This is a genomic window from Devosia sp. YIM 151766 (genome assembly GCF_030285925.1).
GTDB lineage: Bacteria > Pseudomonadota > Alphaproteobacteria > Rhizobiales > Devosiaceae > Devosia.
On the sequence record NZ_CP127251.1, the window covers coordinates 1,875,276 to 1,897,813 of the forward strand.

Here is a 22,538-nt window from a genome sequence, read left to right on the forward strand (position 1 = left end):
GTCCGAATTGCCCGGACAGTAATCCGAACCAAACAGGCATCGCAATGCCTTGAAATCTAATAGCTTTTATATTTCCCTGCGCCAGCGCCGCTTAGAAAAGCCGGGGCGGCTTCGCCCCTGGACCGCCAAATGAATCCCCGACGATCCCCCGCGGCGCAAATTTCACTTGGCGGGATAAGCCTAGCCCTGCCGGGTCGGCACCCGCACCACCAGCCCGTCGAGCTCCGGCCGAACCTTGATCTGGCAGGACAGGCGGCTGCTATCCTGCACGTCGAAGGCGAAATCGAGCATGTCCTCCTCCATCATCGACGGACCGCCGACCGCTTCCCGCCATTCTTCCTCGACATAGACATGACAGGTGGCACAGGTGCAGGCACCGCCGCATTCCGCCACGATGCCGGGAATGGCGTTCATGATCGCGGTCTCCATCACCGTGGAGCCGTTTTCGCCCTCGGTCTCGATGCGTTCGCCCTGGGGAGTAACATAGGTAATCTTGGTCATTGGGAGCCTAAGGTCAGTTGAGACTGCTCACGGATCGAGCAGAGTCTCTAGATAGTGCTTTTCGATCCCAAACATAGCCTTCACTGCCGCAATGCGGTCAAGCGCCGCCGGCCGCGACCCACCGCCGCCCTTTTGCGCCACGATGAGATTGTTCTTCGGCGTATGCGCGTCGGAGACGAATTCGAACACCTTGGTGCGATAGCCATTGGCCTCCAGCAACAGCGCCCGCAGCCCGTCGGTGACCATCTCCGCCTGCTTTTCCAGGAACGTGCCATGGCGCAGCAGGAAGTCCAGCCGCCCATCGGCGCTGCCCGCCTCCATCTGCCGCCTGATCTGCTTGTGGCAGCACGGCGCCACCGCGATCAGGGCGGCGCCGGCCTTGATCCCCTGATAGATCGCATCGTCGGTCGCAGTGTCGCAGGCATGCAGCGCAATCACCGCATCGGCCTGGCTCGCATCGAAATCGAGAATCGTGCCCTGCACGAAGCTCAGGCCGGAAAATCCGGATTGTTGTGCATTGTCATTGCCGTCCGCCACCAGCCTGTCGCGCAATTCGACCCCGACGATCTCCACCTGCTGCGCGAAATCCAGATAGCCCTTGCCCGCGCCCATATCGACTATGCGCGGATTCTTTGCATCAAGGCCCTGAATCAAGGGAGCAAAGATTTCCACCATCTTGTTGATCTGGCGGAACTTATCCTGCGCATCATTACGCACCCGGCCGTTCTTGCCAGCAAGGTCCAACTGCTGTAGCCAGAGCTTTCCACCATCGGTCAGCGGCCGGTTCTTGGCACGATCATGCTCCATGGGCGGCGCCTCGCGCCCGGCGATCTCGGTCTGCTTCAGCCGCACCTTCTGGCCGTGGCGCTCCAAGACCAGATCGAAGCTCACGCTATTCAGCGTCGCCACCCGGAACTCTGTGCTCAGTTTGGCGAGCAGCGTTTCCATCACCTCGTCGAAATCGTAATTCTTGGTGATGTCGCGGGTCTTGAAATGGCTGACGGCGCTGATCTTCTCCCGCCCCTTGATCACCACCCGGCGCATATCGACGGATTTGAGCTCCGCTTCCTCACCCTCATAGCCGGAAAGACGCAAGCGGATCAGCCTGTTCTCCTCCCAGGCCTCGCGCACCGCGACGGCGAATTCCGCAATGCGGTCGAGCCGGCTCAATGCCGTTCCTTGGTGGTCAGGAAGCGGATATTGGGCCAGTCCTGCTTGGCTCGGTCCGCCCACCACGCATTCTGCGCCAGAAACACCGGAGCCTCGGACCGGTCCTCCGCCATATTGACCTTCTGGGCGGCAATGAAGCGCTTGAGTTCCTCGGGATCGTCGCTCTCGATCCAGCGCGCCACTTCATAGCCCATGCTCTCGAAGCCGATCGGCACGCCATATTCCTTGGCCACGCGCGCCAGGAGCACTTCAAGCTGCAATTGCCCGACCACGCCCACGATCCAGTCGGCACCCATCATGCGGCGGAATACCTGCGTGACGCCCTCTTCCGCCAGGTCGGACAGGGCCTTGGCCATCTGCTTGGATTTCATGTGATCGGTCAGCCGCACCCGGCGGATGATTTCCGGCGCGAAGTTCGGAATGCCGGTGACATTGATATTGGCCCCCTCGGTCAGCGTATCGCCCACCGACAGCGTGCCGTGATTGGGTATGCCGACAATGTCGCCAGCCACCGCTTCCTCGGCCAGTTCGCGATTATTGCCGAAGAAGAACATGGGATTGGACACCGCCATATCCTTGCCCGAGCGCACATTCTTGAGCCGCATGCCGCGCTCGAACTTGCCTGAGCACAGGCGCACGAAGGCGATACGATCGCGGTGATTGGCGTCCATGTTCGCCTGCACCTTGAACACGAAGCCGCTCACCTTCTTGCCCGCCGGATCGATCGGCTCGGGAATGGCCGGCTGCGGCCGCGGCTCCGGCCCCCATTCGCCCAGGGTGCGCAGCAATTCGGCCACCGAAATGCCTTTCAGCGCCGAGCCGAACAATACCGGGCTCAGATGCCCGGCATGAAAAGTCTCCAGATCGAAGCCCGGCAACATGGCCTGCGCCATTTCCAGCGTTTCCAGCGCCGTCATGAATACGGGATTATCGATCAGTTCCTCGACCTCCAGCAGGTCCTCCAACTGCTCGAATTCGGCGATGGCCTTGCCCTGCGGATTGAGCACCCGCTTTTCGACCAGGTCGATATAGCCGCCGAAATCCACGCCCTGCCCGATGGGCCACAGCACCGGCGTCAGGTCCAGCGCCAGCTTGCCCTGAATCTCATCGATCAGGTCCAGCGGCGCATGGCCCTCCCGGTCCACCTTGTTGATGAAGGTGATGATGGGAATGTCGCGCAGCCGGCACACTTCGAACAGCTTTTGCGTCTGGCTCTCGATTCCTTTGGCCGCGTCGATCACCATGATGGCGGCGTCCACCGCCGTCAGGGTGCGATAAGTGTCCTCGGAAAAGTCCGAGTGGCCCGGCGTATCGAGCAGATTGAGCGTCAGCCCGTCATAATCGAAGGTCATCACCGAGGAGGTGATGGAAATGCCGCGCTGCTGCTCCATCTCCATCCAGTCCGAGCGCGTCGAGCGCTTTCCCGCCTTGCCGCGCACCGCGCCGGCGGATTGGATCGCGCCGGCCGCCGCCAACAGGCGTTCGGTCAGTGTGGTCTTGCCGGCGTCCGGGTGCGAAATGATCGCAAAGGTGCGGCGCAGGCGGAACGGTTCGGAAACGGGCCGGGGGGAGGCCTCGGCTGATAGGGCAAGGGACATGGAACTGCTGGACTTTTGTGCCGGAGCAAGGGAGCGGCATTTTATATGGGCGCTCTATATGCGAAACACTACTATCCGGTCAAACCATCAGCGGATCACCGCCCGCTAATCGTCCCTGGCCGCCGCGTCGGCCAGCATCCGCCCGACGAAATCCCGGGCTTCCTCGACCGCCATGCCGAGATCGTCGATCCGTTCCATCGTCAATGGGCGGCCCTCGCGCAATTCGCTTTCCAGCGCCTTGGCGAGGTCGGCGACGGCCCAGGCCCCGACCCCCGCGGCAGCGCCCTTGATGGCATGGAGATGAATGGCCAGATCGTCGAAGCTCGTCGCCAGCTTCAGCCGCTCGAAATAGGTCAGCAGCGTCGCATCGAAAAGCCGCAGGATTTCCAGCTCCAGGTTCTCATCGCCCAGGCATTGCCTGGCCAGATGCACCAGGTCTATCGGCCGCACCGGCCTTGATGGCGTGACGGGACTGGACGCTTCTACAAATGCTCGCTGCGCCATTCTGGCATCTCCTGCTGGCGGCGGATACGCGCGCCTGGCCGGGGCGAGGCGCATTCCGTCATCGGCCAGACTAGGATTGCCGGGTGAACAGCTGATTAAGCCACATCTTCGCCTTTGTTTGTTCGTTCATTCCTTAAGGTTTCCCACCCAAAAATTAACCTTTGGGTAAGAAACCATTCGGTTTGCATAAAATTGAATGTATGAATGGGCTTTGAACCAGCGCGCGGCGGCGACGGTTGGGGGACGATGCGGGGCATTTGCATCGAATTGTTCCAGAATGGCTTTTGGCCCGGAAAGGGCTATTGGTTCATGACAACTCACGAAATCCGCTTTGTCGCTGTTATGTCGACGCGAGAGTTGTAAAGAGTATGGCCAAGAATCCGACCCCCCAGAACGATCCTGCCGCCCTGGCCTTTTCGGCCGTCGAGGACGCTCTCAAGGATTCCATGTTCAGTCTGGACAATTCCAGCCAGACGCCGCCGGAGCGCAAGCCGGCCGACAATGCCCGCTCCGAGCGCCTGCGCGCCGCCGACAAGATCGCCCAGCAGGCCGGCGCCGTTGCCAATGACGACCGCATTTCCACCTCCAAGATGCTGTACGGCCTGCAGACCCGTTCGTCCGCGGCGCCGACCTGGCTGGCCCTGCTGCTCTCCATCGTCTGGATATTGGCCACCGGCCTCGTCGCCTGGCTGCGCATGGGCCCGCAAATCGCCGATTTCGGCTCTTTTGTCGGCTCCATCGAATTCGTCGCCACCCTGGCCATCATGGTTTTGCCGGTGCTCGGCTTCTTCGCCGTCGCCACCCTGTTCCGCCGCGCCGCCGATCTGCGCAATGCCGCCTCCTCGATCACCCAGGCCGCCATCCGGCTGGCCGAGCCCGAGGTTACCGCCGCCGACAAGGTCGCTTCGGTCGGTCAGGCCGTGCGCCGCGAGGTGAATGCCCTGGGCGACGGGCTCGAACGCGCCCTCTCCCGCGCCGGCGAGCTCGAAGTGATGATCCATAACGAGGTCACCGCGCTCGAACGCACCTATTCCGACAATGAATCGCGCATGCGCGCCCTCATTGCCGAACTGGCCAGCCAGCGCGAAAGCGTTCTCACCAATACCGAGCGGGTGCGCGAAGCCATCACCGAGAGCCATACCGGCCTGGTCTTTGACCTCGACATGATCAGCCAGCGCATTGCCGGCACTATCGTGGAAAGCGGCGGCAACCTGACGCGGGCGCTGGAAACGGCGGGCAATACGCTCAATTCCGGCTTCAACGAGCGCGCCGACAGCTTTGTCGGCCTGATGGAAAACCGCACCACCGATTTCCTCGGCGCCCTCGATGAGCGCTCCGACCGGCTTTCGCTCGGCTTCGAGGAACAGACATCGGCGATGGAACGGGCGTTGGATGCCCGCGCATCGGAGCTGAATTCCGGCATTGAAGGCCGCATTTCCATCCTCAGCGACGCGCTGGACGCCCACGCCACCAGCATCGCCTCGGCCATCGATTCCCGCACCCAGCAGATCGCCGACCGCACCGACGCCGTCACCGCGACCTTCGAGGATCGCTCGCGCACTATTGCCGGCCTTATCGAATCGCGCACCAGCGAACTCGCCACGGCCCTGGACGAACGCACGCATTCGCTCTCCAACCTGCTCACCGATGGCGGCAGCTCGCTGCTGGATCAATTGCGCGATCGCGGCGACGAGGTCAGCGCCGCGCTGAGCGAAATCGGCTCGCGCGTCGCCGGCGACATCAGCGGCCGGGCGACCGAGGCCGAATTGCTCCTGGCCACCATGAGCCGCCAATTGGATGAATCGGTTTCCATCCAGCTCAATTCGCTCGACAGCCGCCTGCAATCGGCGATCATCGAGATCAATGGCGCGCTGGGCGACACTGCCGAACGCGCCCGCTTCACCCTGTCCACCGCCGGTCAGGATTCGCTCAGCCTCTTCGATACCCGCCTCACCGAAATCACCGGCCTGCTCGACGAGAAGCTGCATGCGCTGGACAATGTCATCGGCGACAAGGGCGAGCATCTGATTTCCCGCCTCGACCAGCAGGGCACCAGCTTCGCCGCCCGCGCCAATGTGCTGGAAATGGCGCTCAACGAGGAATCGGGCCGCTTCAACGACATCGTCGCCGACCGCACCCGCGAACTGGGCGAGGTCCTGGGCGCCAAGACCAAGGCCATCGCCGAAAGCCTTACCAATCGCACCCGCGAGATCAGCGATACGCTGGACGGCCATGCCGGCCTCATCGCCGAGACCTTCGACAGCCGCGCCGGCCATCTCGACCAGCTTCTGGCCAACCGCGCCGGCGAGGTCACCGACGCCATCGGCGCGCGCACCAGCGAACTCGACCAGACCCTGGGCGCTCGGGCTTCCGAGATTGCCGACACCATCGCGGCCCGCTCCGAAGAATTGCAGCACAACCTTGGGGCCCGCACCACGGAGATCGCCGAGACCATGGCGTCCCGGTCGGATGAATTGCAGCAGGCCCTTGCTGCCCAGGCCGGCGAGATGAACGAAGCCATCCGCCTGCGCTCCCAGGAGCTGGGCCAGACTTTGGGCGCCGGCACCCAGGCCTTCGACCAGGCCATTGCCGGCCGCACCCAGCGCCTGGCGGATACCCTGTCCGAGCGCACCAATGCCCTGTCATTGGAAATCGAGACCCGCACCAACGATCTCTCCGGCCAGATCGACGAACGCGCGGTCACCCTGGTCAACCGCCTGGATGAGCGCACCCGCGCCCTGTCCGACACGCTGTCGACCCACACCACTTCCATCGGCGAGACCATTGGCCTGCACACCAGCGAGCTGGCCGAAACGCTGGACCAGCACGGCGCCAAGGCCCGCGAGAGCATCGATACCTCGCTGCGCCAGGTCACCGGCACCATGGAAAGCCGGCTCAACGACATGTCGAGCGTGGTGTCGAGCAAGGTTGCCGAGATCAATTCGAGCCTTGGCGACGGGCTGGACACCGCCATCACCCGCATTTCCGATGCCGAGAAGGGTGTCGCCGCCAGCATCGAACATGCCAGCCTGACGGTGGGCGACAGCGCCCGCCAGGCCGCCGAGCTCATCGAAAACGGCGTCACCGCCGCCCGCAACGCCATTGCCGAAATGGTCGATCAGCGCCTGGGCACCCTGCCCGAGGCCATCACTGCCCGCGCCGACATCACCGCCGAGCGGCTCTCCGCCCTCAACGCGTCGATCAGCACCTCGATCACCCAATCCATGGCCGATCTCGAGGCCGGCGCCGACCGCATCGAGGAAACCATCTCCACCCGCATCACCTCGGCGGCGCTGGCGATTTCCGAAAATGTGGAAAGCACCGCCAATCGCATGGATGGTGCCGTGCGCGACGCGCTCGACCAGATCCGCCTGGCGGCCGCCAATATCGACCAGATCGTTTCGGTCAAGGCCGTGGGCGCGGTCGATACCATCGAAGGGCGCCTCACCGACATCAACCGCTCGGTCGAGGAAAAGACCACCCATTTCGCCAACCTGGTCACCGAGCGTTCGGCCGACCTGGAAAATGCCTTGGCCAGCCATGGCAATCTGCTGCGCGACGCCCTGGCGGAAAATTCCCGCGAGGCCGAGGAGATCATGTCGGTCTCGACCACCCGCATCCTCAGCGACGTTACCAACGCTCTCAACAAGCTCAACGATTCCAACCTGCTGCTGCAACGCGTTCTCGATGCGTCGACGGCCAACCTGGCCAGCCTCGAAACCAGCGTCGCCCAGCAGACCGCCTCCTATTCCACCACCATGCGCGAAGCCATGGGCCAGACCGAGCAGGCCGGCACCATGGTCACCCAGCATGTGGGGGCGCTGCAAAACACCATCCGCAGCATGGTGGACGAGTTCTCCTCCATCCTCGGCCGGCTCGATTCCGAGGCAGTCGGCCTCACCCGCGCCTCCGAAGCGCTGGAATCGAGCAGCAGCACGGCGCTGGAGAACCTCGAAGACCGCCGCGGCGCCATGGACGCGCTGGCGCAGAGCTTCGCCGCCCGCGCCGACGATATCGATGGCCGCATGCGCATGTTTGCCCAGACCATTGCCGACACGGTCAACGACACCGAGCGCCGCCTGATCTCGGCCCGCCGCGCCATGGACGAGGCGCTGCATGCCACCTCGCATTCGGTCCATGAGGTTCTCGAACAGACCACCAGCGCCGTGACCGGCGCGTTGGAAAGCAATTCCGACGCCGTCAGCAACGCGCTCTATGCCACCAATGAGCGCTTCTCCGGCCAGCTCAATGCCAATGTGACGCAGATGGACAATGCGGTGCGCCGCGCCGCCGATGCCGCCGCCATGGCGCTGGAAGACAATGCCGCCAAGGTCAGCGACGTGCTCGCCTCGACCGCCAGCAGCGTCACCGATGTGCTCACCACCACCACCAGCACCCTGGCCGACACCATCTCGGATTCCACCAGCTCGGTGCGCAGCGCCATCGCCTCCAATACCGGACAATTGCGCCGCGCCCTGGACGAAACCTCCGGCGAGGTCACCGGCAAGCTGGGCGAGTTCCATACGATCGCCGACAGCGAAGGCCGCCGCGCCACCGGCGCCTTGCAGGAGGCGCAGCAACGCATGGTGGGCGAGATGCAGCGCGCCATCGAGGATGCCACCCAGCGCTTTGCCGAGACCGCCCGCTCCATGCGCGAAACCGCCCGCGAAGTCGGCGGCGAACTCGAAGCCACCCGCGCCGAGCTGGCGCGCGGTGTCAACGAATTGCCCGAGGAAACCCGCGCCAGCGCCGCCGCCATGCGCCGCGTCGTAGCCGAGCAGATCGAGGCGCTGAGCGAGCTCAACGCCATCGTCCGCTCGCAGCCGGCCAGCCATGACCTGACCGACCGCCGCGCACCCCAGCGGGCACCGCGCCAGCCCGAGCCGCCGGCCTATCAGCCGCCGCGTCAGCCCGAACCGCGCGAAGCCTATCGCCCCGAGCCGGCCCCGGTCCGCCAGACGCTGGTCGATCCGATCCGCCCGAGCGTCATTGAACAGCCTGCCCCCGCGCCCATTCCCCCGATGCCCGCACCGGCACCGGCGCCGCAACAGGCCAATGAGGCTGAAAGCGGCGGCTGGCTGCGCGACGTCCTGCGCAACGCCTCGGCCAAGCAGGCCGGCGCCACGTCTCCGCAAGGCCTGTCGGGGCTCAGCGAGGAAATCGTGCGCTCCATCGATGACAGCGCCCTGGCCGATGCCTGGTCCCGCTACCAGGCCGGCGAGTCCAATGTCTTCACCCGCCGCATCTATACGCTGACCGGCCAGGGCACCTATGACGAGGTCCGCAAGCGTATCCAGCGCGAGGCCGATTTCGCCCGCACCGCCCAGGCCTATATGAGCGAATTCGAACAGCTCCTGAAGCGCGCCGCTGCCGGTCCCAACCCGGCCGCCGAAACCCGCGAATACCTGCTGTCGGAACGCGGCAAGGTCTATACCACCCTCGCCCATGCCAGCGGCCGGCTGAACTGAGCCGCGCCTGGATGAAATGACAAAGGCCCCGGATAATTCCGGGGCCTTTTCGTATCGGATAGGCGCGCTGCCAGCGGCCTCAATGTGAGGCTGTTTGCGAGAAGACGTTCATAACAATCACGCCGCCGACGATCATGCCCATTCCGATCATCGCCGGGGCGTCCAGCTTCTGTCCCTGAAAGATCCAGGCGATTGCCGAGATCAAAACGATGCCGAGACCGGACCAGATCGCATATGCGATGCCGGTCGGTATGGTCTTGAGCGTTTGCGAGAGACAGTAAAACGCCAGCGCATATCCGGCCGCCGTAATGAGGCTGGGGACCAGCCTGGTAAAGCCCTCGCTCTCCTTCATGAAGGTGGTGGCGATGACTTCGGCGGTAATGGCGCCGGCGAGATATAGATAGTTCATGTTGCGCTCCATCATCGTCGGGAGCGCCCCTGTCATCGCAAGCGCCCTCCTGACATGGTCGGGTTGACGCCGTGGCGGGGAAGAACCCGCTGGGCGGGCGCAGGGGATACCAGCCTGCAACTCTATTCTCGGCTGCGGCAAGATAGCTGGAATGGACATGACTGTCACGGCGGCTGCATCTGGCTGCATCGGGCCGAGGGAGCGCCCCCCGCTACCCCACCAGCGCCTTGGGCGGCCGCAATTTCAACGACAGCAGCACGCAGCCCACCGCCAGCAGCGAGGTGATGGTGGAATACAAGAACGCATAGCTGCCGAAATGCTCCATCAGCACGCCGAACAGCGTCAGCGCCACCATGGACGCGCCCATGCTGAGCATATTGGCGAAGCCCTGCGCCTCGGCGGCATTGGCCTCATTGGTCCAGTTGGCGATGAAATGCACCACGCCGAAATAGCCCATGCCGAAACTGAAGGCATGCAGCAATTGGGTGAAGAACAGCACCTCCACCGGCGGGTTGAACGCCATGATGGTGAAGCGGATCAGCCCCGCCAGCGAGCCGACAAGGATCATGTTGCGCGCCGTCACCCGCCCGCCGAAACGGCGCCAGGCGAACATCAATATCGCTTCCCCCAGCGCCGCCACGCCCAGCAGCGGCCCGAGGAAATAGCTCGGTATGCCGTTTTCGTGCCAGAGCAGGGCCGCGAAGCCGCCGATCAGTGCATTGGAGGAATTGACCAGCGCGAAGGCCAGCAGCGGCAGCACGAACCAGAGTTGCAGACTGTCCTTGAGCCGGCTCGGCTGCGCCACGATATCCGGCGCCGTATTGGCCAGCGTCACCTTGGGCGCCGGCGCCCGGAAGCGCGGCAGCAAAAAGGACAGCGCCGCGCGCGCCACCACCATGGCCACATAGAGCGTGACAAAAATCTCCGAGCCCAGCACGTTGATCAGCAGGCCCAATCCGCCGGCGGCAAACACATAGCCCACCGTGGCCCAGGCCCGCACCACGCCGAAATCGGTACCGTTGCGGCGCGTCATGCGCACGGTGGCCGCGTCGATCACCGGCGCCACCAGGCCATTGCTGGTCGCCGTCAGCGCCCAGATCGTCAGGATGCCCCAGAATTCGGAGACGAAATAAAGCGGCAGCGGCGCCAGGGCCGAGGCGAAGGACAAGACGATCAGCGCCGAGCGCCAATCATCCGCCTTGTCGGCAATACGGCCCACTATGATGTTGAGCAGCAGCAGGCACAGCGTCGGCAGGGCATTGATAAGCCCGATCTGGTCGGCTGGAATACCACGCTCGCTGAGCCAGATTCCAAGAAACACCGAAGCAACGCCACCGGGGACATAGACGGTGAACTGATAAATGGATGCGCGCAGCTCGGGAGAATCCAAGCGCGAAAGGGCCGATGGCATGGAAAAGAACTCCCGACGCAAAACCGCGCCGCGTGTTCTTTGGTGCCCCGTAAATCGTTGCAATGCAAGAGGGCTATGGCCGGCCCGGGCCTGGCACTGGTTCGGCCCTCATTCCGGGCCGGGCAAGCGAGAGAATTACTGTCCGTTTGCAGTTTTGGCGCGCGCGCGCCGGCGGCGGGGTTGGCCGGTGACCATTTCGGTCCACTTGATCAACTCGAACCCGCCATCGTGATTCTCGACAATGGCGGTGCAGCTCTCCACCCAATCGCCGGTATTGATATATTCGATGCCCAGCCGGTCATGAATATCGGCGAAATGGATATGGCCGCAGATTACCCCGTCCACCCCCGATTCCTTGGCCTCGCGCACCAGCGCCTCTTCGAAGCGCCCGATGACCGATACGGCGTTCTTCACTTTCTGCTTGGCCCAGGCGCTGAGCGACCAATATTGCAGCCCTAGCCGGCGGCGCACCCAATTGATGGCGATATTGACGCGCAGGGCGGCGTTATAGGCCCAGTCCCCCACATGGGCGAGCCATTTCATGTTCATCACCACCACGTCGAACTGGTCGCCATGGATGACCAGATAGGTCTTGCCGGCCGCCGAGGTGTGGATGGTGCGGTCCACCAGCTCCATCTCGCCGAAATAGGTGCCCAGATATTCGCGCAGGAACTCGTCGTGATTGCCCGGCAGATAGACCACCCGCGTCCCGGCATTGGCCTTGGCCAGCAAGATATCGATCAGCCCGTTATATTCGGCCGGCCAATGCCATTGCTTGGCCAGCCGCCAGCCATCGATGATATCGCCGACCAGATAAATCGTGTCGGCGTCGTGATGGCGCAGGAACTCGATCAACTGCCTGCTGCGGGTCGGCTTCATTCCCAGATGCACATCGGACAGGAACAGCGCCCGGACGCGCCGGACCTCGCGGTTTTCCGCCATCAGCCAATGGCCTCCTGCTGGTTCGGCGCCACATTACCCCGCCGGGCCGGCACTGCAAACATGCAGGCGGAGAAAGCCGGGGAAATCGGCAGGGAAGGCCGGCGGCCTTGCGCTTCACTCGATCCGCGCTTTCAGCGCCACGATCCGCCCATAGCTTTCTTCGATCCGCGCCGCGAATGCCGGATCGGCTTCCGCCTCGGCCAGCAGGATGTCCAGCACCTCGCCCGACAGGCCCGGGCGATATTTCGCCGTGTTAGAAAACAGCAGGACATCCATCCCCGCCCGCACTGCCCTGGTCACCGTTTCCTCCAGCGTGAAATGATCGCGAATGGCCGCCATTTCGAGGTCGTCGCTGATCACCACGCCGTCGAACCCCAGCTCATCCCGCAAGACCCCATCGATCCAGCGCGGCGACAGCGAGGACGGCGTCTCGCCATCCCCTTCGGCGTAATCGGCATGGTAAAGATGACCCACCATCACCATGTCCACCAGCCCGGCGCCGATCAATGTACGATAGGGCTCCAGTTCCTCGGGCTTCCAGGTCCGGGTTATGTTCACGAAACCCTCATGGCTGTCGGCGGTGGACGAGCCATGGCCGGGAAAATGCTTGAGCGCGGTGATCAGTCCCGCGTGGTGATGCGCCCGGATGAAAGCCTCGTCATAGGCAGCCACGATATCGGCCTCGGCCGAAAAGGCGCGGCCGAACCTGGCGATGATCTGGTTGTCCGGATTGCTGCCGAGATCGGCCACCGGCCCGAAATTGACGGTAAAGCCCTCCGCCGCGATCGCCCGGGCCATCTCGCCGTAAATCCGTTCCGCCGCCAGGGGCGAGTGATTGGCGGCAATGCTCGCCGCATTGGGGATTTCCTTGAAGCCGACATCCCGGGTCAGCCGCTCCACCGATCCGCCCTCCTGGTCGAGGGTGATGAAAGCCGGCAGGTCCGGCGCGGCGGCGCGGAACCTGGCATTCATCTCCCTTACGCTGGCGAGGTCGGCGACGTTCTTCTTCAGATACATCACCCCGCCCAGCCGCCCGGCCGCCAGTTCCGCCGTCACCGCCTCCACGCCATCGTCATCGGCGCCATCGCCCTCGAACCCCACGACGATCATCTGCCCGGCCATCTGCTCCAGCGTGGCGGCGGCGGCGGGGAATGTCAGGACGAGAACAGCGAGGACGGAGATCAGAACACGGGGCAAAACAACACCGAAAGCGTGAATCGAGGCCGGCACCATGACGATCAAAAGACGGCAAGACAATGGTACCCCCCATTCGGGGGATGCGTCGGCCGGCCAGAAATGATCACAATGGCGCAGGTGGATGAGGGCCTGGGGATTTCAACCTTCCATCCGGGACACCACCAAACTGATCGGGCGGCGGTCTCGCGACCACCGCCCGTTTTTTTTTTGCTCCGGCCGGCCGGACCTCCTGGAGCGTTCCCGCGAATCGGCGGCTCTTCGCTCCACTCCCCCTCAGAAGAGGGGCCGGGCTTGTGGGTCCATCGGCGGCCCACAGGCCCCCCTCACCGTTGGTCACCCTCCCCACCCACCATTCGTCACCCTCGCGCTTGACGCGAGGGCGCTTATTTGTGGATCTGCCGCAAGCACCCTCGCAGCAAGCGCGAGGGTGACGACAACCTGGGAGTGAAACCCTATCAATCCGGCTTGTTCATCCGGTTGGCGATGAGGTCGTCCACCACCGAGGGGTCGGCGAGAGTGGAGGTGTCCCCCAAAGCCCCGAAATCGTTCTCGGCCACCTTGCGCAGGATGCGGCGCATGATCTTGCCCGAGCGCGTCTTGGGCAGGCCCGGCGCCCATTGGATGAAATCCGGCGAGGCGATCGGCCCGATTTCCTTGCGCACCCAATTGCGGAGTTCGCCGCGCAGCGCGTCGTCATATTCCTCGCCCGCCATCAGGGTGACATAGCAATAGATGCCCTGCCCCTTGACGTCATGCGGAAAGCCCACCACCGCCGCTTCCGATACTTTCGGATGCGCCACCAGCGCGCTTTCGATCTCGGCGGTGCCGAGGCGGTGACCGGAAACGTTGAGCACGTCGTCGACGCGCCCGGTGATCCAGTAATAGCCGTCCTCGTCGCGGCGGCAGCCATCGCCGCTGAAATAATAGCCCTTATAGGTCTCGAAATAGGTCGAGACGAAGCGGCCGTGATCGCCCCACAGCGTCCGCGCCTGGGCCGGCCAGCTATCCTTGATGACCAGCACGCCCTCGGCCACCATGTCCGGCTGCAATTCACCCTCGGGCGACAAAATCTCCGGCTGAACCCCGAAAAAGGGCCGCGTCGCCGAGCCCGGCTTGGTCGGAATGGCGCCGGGCATCGGTGCGATCATGTGTCCGCCGGTCTCCGTCTGCCACCAGGTGTCGATCACCTCGCAGCGGCCCTTGCCCACCTTGTCGTGATACCACAGCCAGGCTTCCGGATTGATCGGCTCGCCCACCGTGCCCAGCAGCCGCAGGCTGGGCATTTCGTATTTCTCGACGAATTCGGCGCCCGCGCCCATCAGCGAGCGGATGGCGGTCGGCGCGGTGTGGAAGATATTGACCTTGTGGCGCTCGACCACCTGCCAGAAGCGGCTGACATCGGGCCAGGAGGGAATGCCCTCGAACATCACCGTGGTCGCGCCATTGGCCAGCGGCCCATAGACGATATAGCTGTGCCCGGTCACCCAGCCCACATCGGCGGTGCACCAATAGACGTCGCCGCGCCGGTAATCGAAGGTCTGCTCATGGCTGAGCGAAGTATAGACCAGATAGCCGCCGGTCGTATGCAGCACGCCCTTGGGCTTGCCGGTCGAGCCGGAGGTGTACAGGACGAAAAGCGGATCTTCCGCATTCATCGGCTCGGGATCGTGGAACGGCTCCACCCCTGCCGCCGCCTCGTGCCACCAGATGTCGCGCGAGCCCTTCATCGGCACGTCGGCGCCGGTATTGTGCACGACCAGCACCTTCTGCACGCCCGGGCAATCTTCCAGCGCCTTGTCCACATTGGCCTTGAGCTGCACCGTCTTGCCGCCCCTTCGGCCCTCGTCGGCGGTGATCACCACGGCCGAGTCGCAATCATTGATGCGGCCGGCCAGTGCGTCGGGCGAAAAGCCACCAAACACCACCGAATGGACCGCCCCGATGCGGGCGCAGGCCAGCATGGCATAGGCCGCCTGCGGGATCATCGGCAGGTAGATGGTGACGCGGTCGCCCTTCTTGACGCCGAGCGATTTCAGCACATTGGCGCAACGGCACACTTTCTCGTGCAGCGTGCGATAGGTGATATATTCGGCCTCATCGGCCGGATTGTCGGGTTCCCAGATGATCGCGACATCGTCGCCGCGCTCGGCCAGGTGCCGGTCGATGCAGTTTGCGGCGACGTTCAGGACGCCGTCCTCGAACCATTTGATCGAGACGTCGGGATAGTCGAACGTGGTGTTCTTGATCTTGGTGGGAAAGGTCATCCAGTCCAACCGCTTGGCCTGCTCCGCCCAGAACCCGTCGGGGTCGCGGATGGAGCGCTCATAGCGCTCGCCATATTGGTCGGCGGTCGTATGGGTGCGGGCCACGGCAGCCGCACTTGGCTGGAACAGGAGCTGGTCGCTCATCGTCTTTCTCCCTTATCTCCTGAGAATTGTTCTAGTGAGCAGGCCCGGCAGCGGCAAGGCCTGTGGGGCGGCGTCCGGGGCTATTTCCGGCAAGGGGCCGTGCCCAACGGGCATGGGCACGGGGTGTTAACCGCGCTGTTCTAGACTGCCTCGACCATCACGAGGAGTTGCAGCATGGCCGAAATGACCATTCGCGCCGCGACCCATGCGGATATAGACCTGATTCACCGCGAACTGAACGATGTCATCATGACATCTCCCCATTATTCCGACCGTTTCAAACAGCATGAGGCGGCGCGGCTCGACAAGACCTTCCTCAAGGGCCTGCTCGCGGTCGACCCCTGGCATATCATGATCATGTGCGCCGATGGCGTTCCGGGCGGTGCCATGGTGTCCGGCCCCGAATGCGGCGCCGTCTTCCGCTATTGGAGCTGGGTTTTCCCCACCCATCGCCAGTCCCGGCTCGGCCTGTTCGGCATGCGTGCCTTCGACGAGCGCTGGGACAATTCGCGCTTCCACAAGGCCTTCACCTTCGTGCGCCCCGAAAACGAAGTCGCCCGCGCCCTGCTCAAGCGCTACGGCTATCGGGAAACCGCCTTGCTCGAGCAGCACATTTTCGGCCAGGACTATTTGCTCATCGAAAAATTCTACACCCGCCAGGACGGTCCCTATGACAGCGGCTACATCGCCGGCCGCCTCGGACGCCTGAAACAACGGCTGAAGGGGCTGGTGGGCGCTTGATCATCTACTGGCGCTGCACGGCATTTGCTTCGCTTGCACGTTGCTGAATTTGTTCCTACCTTCGTGGCATAAGCGAAGGCCATCCAGATGTCAGAAAAGCTCAGTATTACCCTGCCGGCCGAAATGGTAGCCGCCATTAAGGAGAGCGTCGATTCTGGACGTTACTCCTCCACCAGTGAAGTGCTGCGCGAGGCGATGCGTGCCTGGATGCGGGACGAGGAAGAGCATGCCGAGCGCCTCGCGGCTCTCCGGGCCCGGATAAAACGATCCCTTGACGATCCCAAGCCGACAGTTCCGCTTGACGATGCTTTCGTCCGGGTGCGGGCACACGCCGACCGATTGCTGCGCTCTCGCTGATGCGCGACCTGCCGGTCCGGCTCCGTGAGGAGGCCCTTGCAGATCTTGAGGAGATCGCGTCCTACCTTGTAGAACATGATGCCGATGAAGCGGTCGTACACGGCTTTGTCCAGCGCATTCTCCAGCAATGCCGGAAAATCGGCCACGCCCCGGAAGGATATGTGGCAAGGCCCGATCTCGGCGCCGGCATCCGTATCGCGCCATTCGAGCGCTCAGCCGTCATCGCCTTTCGGATCACTGAAGAGAGCGTGGAAATCGTCAACGTGTTCTATGGCGGCCGCGACTATGCGGCGCTCTTTGAGTCATAACGTCCGCCCCGCTCGTCGCCCTCAACCCTGCCCTACTCCGCCGGCACCGCCCGTCGCGTCTTGAACCATTGCAGGATCGACACATCCACCCCCGCCGTCCGCAACGCGATCACCCATAGCGCCAGCGACCAAGCGCTGATGGCGATGATCGCCGCCAGGGCCGCGCCGACCAGGTGAAATGCCGGCACCAGCAGCCAATTGGCGAGCGCCAGCGCGCCCATGCCCAGCAGCACCGCCGGCAGGCTGGCCCAGGGCCGGTCATGGATGGACAGGACCATCGAGGCCGGCCCCATGGCCGAGCGCACCACCAGCGCCAGGCACAGGATCGCCAATGGCACCGCGCCGGCAGTAAAACCCTCGCCGAACAGCAGCAGCGCGAAGGGGCCGCCGACAGCCACCAGCGCGAACAGCACCAGCGACACCAGCGTCGCCACCAGATTGGCCTCCCCGACCTTGCGATGGAACGCCGCACGGTCATTCTGCGCTTCGCTCTCGAACATGTCCGGCAGCGTCACCGCATAGACGGCGGCCACCCCGAACGACACCAGCGAGAAGATGCGCGTGCACACGCCAAAAATAGCCAATTCTTCCTTGGCCAGCAGATTGGCCAGCAGCAGCAGATCGATATCGAAGAGGAAATCGGTGGCCAGCGTGATCAGCACCCAGGGCGCCGCGAACCGCCACCAGCGCGGCCACTCGTTCTGTCGCACCTCGGCGCGCTCGTCGATGCTCCGCACCGTGATGACGACGAAGCCGAAATGCACCGCCGAAATGAGCACATAGCCGATGGCGATGCCCCAGAGCATGGCGTCGAAGCCATCCACCGGCAATTCGAAGGCCAGGGCGCAAATCGCGAAAGTGGCCAGCACCACCATGGGCCGGAAGATACCATCGGCGAAAAAGCCCGCGAATGGCCGTTTCAGCCCCACCAGCACCCCGCCATTGACATAGACCACCGCCGTGGCCAGCGCTAGCAGCGCCACCGGCACGAAATGCCCGGCCACGACGCCGCCCTGCCCCGGCAAATATTGCAGCAGCGGCCCGGCCAATAGCAACAGCACCAATATGCCCGCCACATGCCCATAGGCGTAGCGCAGGAAAGCGATCAATTGCCGCCGGTCGCCGCGCGCGCGATATTCCGCGGCGAAATAGGTCCCGATGGTCTGGAAACCGAGCGGCATCGCCACCGCGATCAGGTTCACCGCCGCGATGATCAGCAGATATTCGCCCAGGATCGCCGCGCCCCAGACCCGCGCGATGAAAGCCTGAACCACAAAGACCAGTCCCGCGCCGAACAGGCGCCCGCCGAAAATGATCGTGGACTGGGAGGCGAGGCTGTTGACCAGGTTCATTTCAGGTAATCGTCCAGCTCGGGCAATGGCTGGTCGGGCCGGGCCCGGCCCGGCCGCAGCAGGTCGATCCGGTGCTTGAAGCCATTGACCGCGTCGCGCGCGGCGAAGGCGGCGCTGCCCAGCCAGAAGGCCAGCGGGTGCGCCGCATAATTGACCACCGGCGGCACCGGATGCATCAGCCCCGCATCCCCCACCATGCCCTTCTTGAACCGGTGCAGCCCGAGAAAACCGTCCGTGCCGCCCAAATCGTACCAGCGGGCCCGCGTGTTATCGCGCAGCCAGCGGATGATATGCCAATGCAGGAAATAGCCGGCGCGCAGCGGCAGCGCTTGATCATTGGTGGCGCCATAGAGATAGACCGCCCGCTCCCCGGCCTTGAAGATCAGCGCTCCGGCGACGATGGCGCCCGCATGCCGCACGAAGAACAATTCCGGCCGCAGCCGCTGGTCCATCGCCATGAGCACGTCCAGCGTGTCATAGGCCGAATGGTCGGGGAACTGCTTGCGGTCGCTCATCGCCTCGTACAGCGCCTTGAATTCGTCCAGCCGCTCGACCCCGCCATGCTCGAAGCTCAATGCGGATTTCTCCGCCTTGTTGAGCTGCCGCCGCCAGGTCTGCTGGAAGCTCTGGCGCTGCGCCGCGTCGCTGAGCTGCAGATTGACCAGGTAGCGATAGGGATAGCGCAAGGGGGAGCCGCGCCGGAAGCCGCGCGCCCGCAGCGCCAGATATTCGGCATTGACCGGCGCCACCGAAGCATGCGGCAGGATGGACAGCATCATGCCGCGCTTCCGGCCATATTCGGCCATCAGCCCCTCGACCATGCCGGCATAGATCGCCTGCCGGTCGGCCGCTTGCGCATCGGCCAGCATCGGCGCCCATTTCGATATGGCGATATTGCCCAGTCCGAGCGGCAATTGCTGCACCATCATCAAGGCGCCGCCGACAATGCGGCCGTCCCGCTCTGCCAATTGCGCCTCCAGCGTCACGCCCGGCCAGCGTATGGCGGCAAAAGCGTGCAATTGCTCCTGGCACACCCCATCGAAGCCCGCCGCCACTTCGTCCCAGCGACGGCCCTCGACGCGGCGCAATGTGACCGCCTCGCTCGCATCCGGCGCGTAATGGCGGGCCGCAATCGTGGTGTCGAGGACCAATCCTGCAATGGCGGACATGGCAAAGCTTCCGGCTGTGTTCATTCAGCCGGAAACCTAACCCCCGAGGGTGTGCAAAGTCCTATTGGCCAGCCGCAAATGCCGCAAACCTTCGCCCTTGGTTACCAAAGGCTAATGGGCGACCCCGGCCGCATGCGGCGTATAGAGCAAGGGAATTTCGGGAATGACGATGAAATCCCCCAATCCCTCCAGCCCCATGCGGATGGCCACGAACAGGATGAGGATGAGGCCGATCCAGGCGATCCAGCGGAACCGGTGCAGCAGCCGCGCGATAAAGGTCGCCGCCACGCCCATCAGCACCACCGACAACGCCAGGCCGAAAATCAGCGCCTCGAAATGGTGCTGCGCCGCGCCCGCCACCGCCAGCACATTGTCGAGCGACATGGAGACATCGGCGATGATGATCTGGATGACGGCCTGCCGCAGGGTCTTGCGCGGAGCCTTGCCTGCGACTTTGCCGTCGGTGTTGAGATCGGCATCGGCCAGCGCTTCGGTGGCCTCGCGCTCCTCGTGCTCGGACACCGTCAATTCGCGGAACATCTTCCAGCACACCCAGAGCAGCAGCAGCCCGCCCGCGATCAGCAGCCCGCCGCCCAGCGACAGCAATTGCGTGGTGATCAGGGCGAAGCATATGCGCAGCACGGTAGCGGCGAGAATGCCGATCAGGATGGCCTTGCGCCGCAAATCCGGCGCCAGCCCGGCCGCCGCCAGGCCGATGACCACCGCATTGTCCCCTGCCAGAACCAGATCGATGAGAATGACCTGAAAGAGCGAGCTGAGGAAACTCGGATCGATACCGAACATGTTTGAGGTCCTTGGAAAGCGCAATGCGACCGCGTTGCAGCTACTCCCGTCACAGCCGCAGGGCAAGGGGCCCGAGGGCTAAATGATGCGAAACTCTCGATTTTCGGCCCGGCGACCGGTCGCCACCGGCGCCGCCTGCGGACAAAAAAAGCCCCGGAGGTTATTCACCTTCGGGGCTCTTTTACCGGATTTCGATATTTTCAATCGTCTTCCGATACGACCATAACGGGCCGGCCCGGCAATGGTTCCGCCGCCGCCGTTTTTTTTTCGACGGCGCGCATCCGCCAGGCAGCCGACCATCAATTCTGTTCCAGGGAAAACTTTGGTGGGTGCACAAGGACTCGAACCTTGGACCCGCTGATTAAGAGTCAGCTGCTCTACCATCTGAGCTATGCACCCGTCCGCCTTGCGGTCCGGCACCAAAGTGGCGCCTCTCTACCAAAGCGATTCCGCCCTGTCCAGCGCCCGTCGTCACTTTGTCCGCACAAAACTGCAATGCGCCCGGCCCATCGGCCGGGCGCTATTTTCTCACTGGCGCAGATGCCGGTAATCGTTGAGTTCGACGACATTGTCGGCCGCGGGGGACGGCTCGGGGCGATAATCGTCCATGAGCCCGATTGTGCGTTCGATAATATGCCGCAATTGCTGAGAACGCTGGTCCGCCCCCTGTAGAATGGTGGCGGCGCGCTGCAAATGGTCACGCGCAAGCACGAAGGTGGGAGGCACTGGAAGTCTCCTTCAGGCAACTAGAGTGGAGAAACGCCGGGGGTTGGCGTTGGAAAAAACTGGACCTGCTTACTTTCCCGGACCTTGCCGGGATGGATGGCATTTTATCCAAATCCCATTTCCACGCCGGACCCGAAGAAAACTTTGGTTTCATGCGCCTTTGCGCCCGGTGAAGATTTTTTCTTGCTGTGCACAATTACGGGGGCGAAGATTTTTAGACCCCCGGCCCTGGCCCAATGCGGCGGCAATGTGACGAATCACCCCGTTACTTCAATGCTCTGGCGGCGCGCCGGCGCCCGCGAGCGCCGGTCCCCTGCCGCGCTATGGCTCTGGATAGAGCGCGACATCGGCCCAGAGCGGCCGGTGATTGGAACCATGGCTGTCGCCTGATTCCAGCACCAGCAGGCGGGCATTGCCGCGCGAAAACATATTGTCGATCGGCACGCCCAGGGGACCCAGCAATACCGGCCAGGTCGCGATCGGCCAGGGCCCCGGCGCCAATTGCAATTCCTCGCCCAATAGCGCCACCGGCTCGGTCCAGGGCGCGGCGTTGAAATCGCCCGCCACCACCATCGGCCCCTCGATATCGCGCAGCAATCGGCGGATAAAAGCCAGCTCTATCCACGACGCCTGGTCGAAATACGGCTTGGACAGATGCAGTCCGGCAATGGTGACGCCGTGCCCATCCACGCTCACCCGCCCGGTCACCACGCGCTCCGGCCCGAAGGGCGGCAATAGCCGCAATTGCGCATCCGCGATGGGAAAGCGCGAATGCAGCGAAATATCGCAGCGGCCGCCCGCCTCGCAGCCGACGCGATAGGGCAGCACCCCCGCCAGGCGGTCGAGATATGGTTCGATGCCCGGCGTCTCCATCACCAGCATGACATCGGGCGGATCGGCGATGATGGCATCCACCAATTCCGCTGCCCGTGGATTGCCCGACAAGACATTGAAGCTCAGGAAGCGGAACTGCGCCGCCGGCTCGCCCATCGGCGCCGCCCGCCGTGCGTGGAAATCCCAGACGAACAGCGCCGCATGCGCCCCGCTGGCCAGCACGATCAGCAGCACCGCCAGCCCGCGCCACCGCGCGCCGAGCGCCATGGCCAGCAGCGCCAGCCCCAGTCCGACGAGGATCAGATGCAGCCGCAAGCTCTGCAACAGCAATTCGCCCGGCAGTCCCGGCCGCACCGACACCAGCAGCAGCACGACAATCAGGATCGCCGAAACCCCAAGCACCCCACCCCGAAACTCCGCCTTGCTCAGCATATCGCCCTCATCAGGTGGGAAGTTTTTACATCAGGCACTTCGAGCCAAGTTGTCTCGGGACGGAAGGCCCATAGCCCCTCCCCCTTGAGGAGACGGAGGCGCAGAAACCGCCGGCCCTGTCGCCGAAGCAAGCCCCCATCAGGTGCCGAACGCTAGACCAGCTTCCACATCCGGATGCAAGCGGAGGCGATATTCATCCGGCCGGCG

Annotated in this window: 19 protein-coding genes and 1 tRNA gene; 4 read left to right on the forward strand and 16 right to left on the reverse strand. The window is 63.7% G+C overall.

What is annotated here, in order from left to right:
- Positions 1–180 precede the first annotated feature (180 nt).
- The 4 genes from O9Z70_RS09200 to O9Z70_RS09215 all read right to left on the reverse strand — a co-directional run bounded on the left by O9Z70_RS09200 (position 181) and on the right by O9Z70_RS09215 (position 3,773).
- A complete protein-coding gene (locus O9Z70_RS09200; protein WP_286018525.1) occupies positions 181–501 on the reverse strand; it encodes a 2Fe-2S iron-sulfur cluster-binding protein in 321 nt (106 codons plus the stop codon).
- A 27-nt stretch (positions 502–528) separates the two neighbouring features.
- On the reverse strand, positions 529–1,671 hold the full coding sequence (locus O9Z70_RS09205) for a class I SAM-dependent methyltransferase (protein WP_286018526.1): 1,143 nt from the start codon (positions 1,669–1,671) through the stop codon (positions 529–531).
- A complete protein-coding gene (locus O9Z70_RS09210; RefSeq protein WP_286018527.1) occupies positions 1,668–3,269 on the reverse strand; it encodes a peptide chain release factor 3 in 1,602 nt (533 codons plus the stop codon). The genes O9Z70_RS09205 and O9Z70_RS09210 overlap by 4 nt, the downstream gene beginning before the upstream one ends.
- A 105-nt stretch (positions 3,270–3,374) precedes the next feature.
- Positions 3,375–3,773 (reverse strand): Hpt domain-containing protein, encoded by a 399-nt coding sequence (locus O9Z70_RS09215; protein WP_286018528.1) that lies wholly within the window; start codon positions 3,771–3,773, stop codon positions 3,375–3,377.
- Between the two features lie 368 nt (positions 3,774–4,141).
- Here O9Z70_RS09215 and O9Z70_RS09220 point away from each other — a divergent pair, with 368 nt between their 5' ends.
- On the forward strand, positions 4,142–9,241 hold the full coding sequence (locus O9Z70_RS09220) for an apolipoprotein A-IV repeat region-like domain-containing protein (protein ID WP_286018529.1): 5,100 nt from the start codon (positions 4,142–4,144) through the stop codon (positions 9,239–9,241).
- Positions 9,242–9,320: 79 nt separating this feature from the next.
- On the opposite strand, the gene O9Z70_RS09225 is transcribed toward O9Z70_RS09220, so the two are convergent.
- The 5 genes from O9Z70_RS09225 to acs all read right to left on the reverse strand — a co-directional run bounded on the left by O9Z70_RS09225 (position 9,321) and on the right by acs (position 15,608).
- Positions 9,321–9,650, reverse strand: a complete 330-nt coding sequence (locus O9Z70_RS09225) for an SMR family transporter (protein ID WP_286018530.1) — start codon at positions 9,648–9,650, stop codon at positions 9,321–9,323.
- A gap of 211 nt (positions 9,651–9,861) precedes the next feature.
- On the reverse strand, positions 9,862–11,061 hold the full coding sequence (locus O9Z70_RS09230; RefSeq protein ID WP_286018531.1) for an MFS transporter: 1,200 nt from the start codon (positions 11,059–11,061) through the stop codon (positions 9,862–9,864).
- Positions 11,062–11,196: 135 nt separating this feature from the next.
- On the reverse strand, positions 11,197–12,003 hold the full coding sequence (locus tag O9Z70_RS09235) for a UDP-2,3-diacylglucosamine diphosphatase (RefSeq protein WP_286018532.1): 807 nt from the start codon (positions 12,001–12,003) through the stop codon (positions 11,197–11,199).
- A 114-nt stretch (positions 12,004–12,117) separates the two neighbouring features.
- Positions 12,118–13,200: a glycoside hydrolase family 3 N-terminal domain-containing protein gene (locus O9Z70_RS09240; RefSeq protein ID WP_286018533.1), complete on the reverse strand. Its 1,083-nt coding sequence runs from the start codon at positions 13,198–13,200 to the stop codon at positions 12,118–12,120.
- Between the two features lie 455 nt (positions 13,201–13,655).
- Positions 13,656–15,608 (reverse strand): acetate--CoA ligase, encoded by a 1,953-nt coding sequence (gene acs, locus O9Z70_RS09245; RefSeq protein WP_286018534.1) that lies wholly within the window; start codon positions 15,606–15,608, stop codon positions 13,656–13,658.
- Positions 15,609–15,782: 174 nt separating this feature from the next.
- Between acs and O9Z70_RS09250 the strand changes: the two genes are divergently transcribed.
- The 3 genes from O9Z70_RS09250 (at position 15,783) to O9Z70_RS09260 (ending at position 17,014) form a co-directional block, all read left to right on the forward strand.
- Positions 15,783–16,349 (forward strand): GNAT family N-acetyltransferase, encoded by a 567-nt coding sequence (locus O9Z70_RS09250; RefSeq protein WP_286018535.1) that lies wholly within the window; start codon positions 15,783–15,785, stop codon positions 16,347–16,349.
- Between the two features lie 87 nt (positions 16,350–16,436).
- Positions 16,437–16,706, forward strand: a complete 270-nt coding sequence (locus tag O9Z70_RS09255) for a type II toxin-antitoxin system ParD family antitoxin (RefSeq protein WP_286018536.1) — start codon at positions 16,437–16,439, stop codon at positions 16,704–16,706.
- On the forward strand, positions 16,706–17,014 hold the full coding sequence (locus O9Z70_RS09260) for a type II toxin-antitoxin system RelE/ParE family toxin (protein WP_286018537.1): 309 nt from the start codon (positions 16,706–16,708) through the stop codon (positions 17,012–17,014). The genes O9Z70_RS09255 and O9Z70_RS09260 overlap by 1 nt, the downstream gene beginning before the upstream one ends.
- Before the next feature lie 32 nt (positions 17,015–17,046).
- On the opposite strand, the gene O9Z70_RS09265 is transcribed toward O9Z70_RS09260, so the two are convergent.
- The 7 genes from O9Z70_RS09265 to O9Z70_RS09295 form a co-directional block, all read right to left on the reverse strand.
- Positions 17,047–18,366 carry a lipopolysaccharide biosynthesis protein gene (locus tag O9Z70_RS09265; RefSeq protein WP_286018538.1) on the reverse strand — a complete coding sequence of 440 codons (1,320 nt, stop codon included), beginning with the start codon at positions 18,364–18,366 and terminating at the stop codon, positions 17,047–17,049.
- Complete coding sequence (locus O9Z70_RS09270; protein ID WP_286018539.1) at positions 18,363–19,535, reverse strand: lipid II:glycine glycyltransferase FemX; 1,173 nt, start codon at positions 19,533–19,535, stop codon at positions 18,363–18,365. Before O9Z70_RS09270 ends, O9Z70_RS09265 begins: the two co-directional genes overlap by 4 nt.
- 111 nt (positions 19,536–19,646) lie before the next feature.
- Positions 19,647–20,339, reverse strand: coding sequence for a YjbE family putative metal transport protein (locus O9Z70_RS09275; RefSeq protein WP_286018540.1), 693 nt, complete (start codon positions 20,337–20,339; stop codon positions 19,647–19,649).
- Between the two features lie 78 nt (positions 20,340–20,417).
- The gene (locus O9Z70_RS09280) at positions 20,418–20,639 is read right to left on the reverse strand and encodes a hypothetical protein (RefSeq protein WP_286018541.1); all 222 of its coding nucleotides are present in this window, start codon (positions 20,637–20,639) and stop codon (positions 20,418–20,420) included.
- Positions 20,640–20,662: 23 nt separating this feature from the next.
- A tRNA-Lys gene (locus tag O9Z70_RS09285) sits at positions 20,663–20,738 on the reverse strand.
- A 129-nt stretch (positions 20,739–20,867) separates the two neighbouring features.
- Entirely contained in the window at positions 20,868–21,065 is a 198-nt protein-coding gene (locus tag O9Z70_RS09290) for a hypothetical protein (RefSeq protein WP_286018542.1), read from the reverse strand.
- A gap of 321 nt (positions 21,066–21,386) precedes the next feature.
- Positions 21,387–22,331 carry an endonuclease/exonuclease/phosphatase family protein gene (locus O9Z70_RS09295; RefSeq protein WP_286018543.1) on the reverse strand — a complete coding sequence of 315 codons (945 nt, stop codon included), beginning with the start codon at positions 22,329–22,331 and terminating at the stop codon, positions 21,387–21,389.
- Positions 22,332–22,538: the final 207 nt, after the last annotated feature.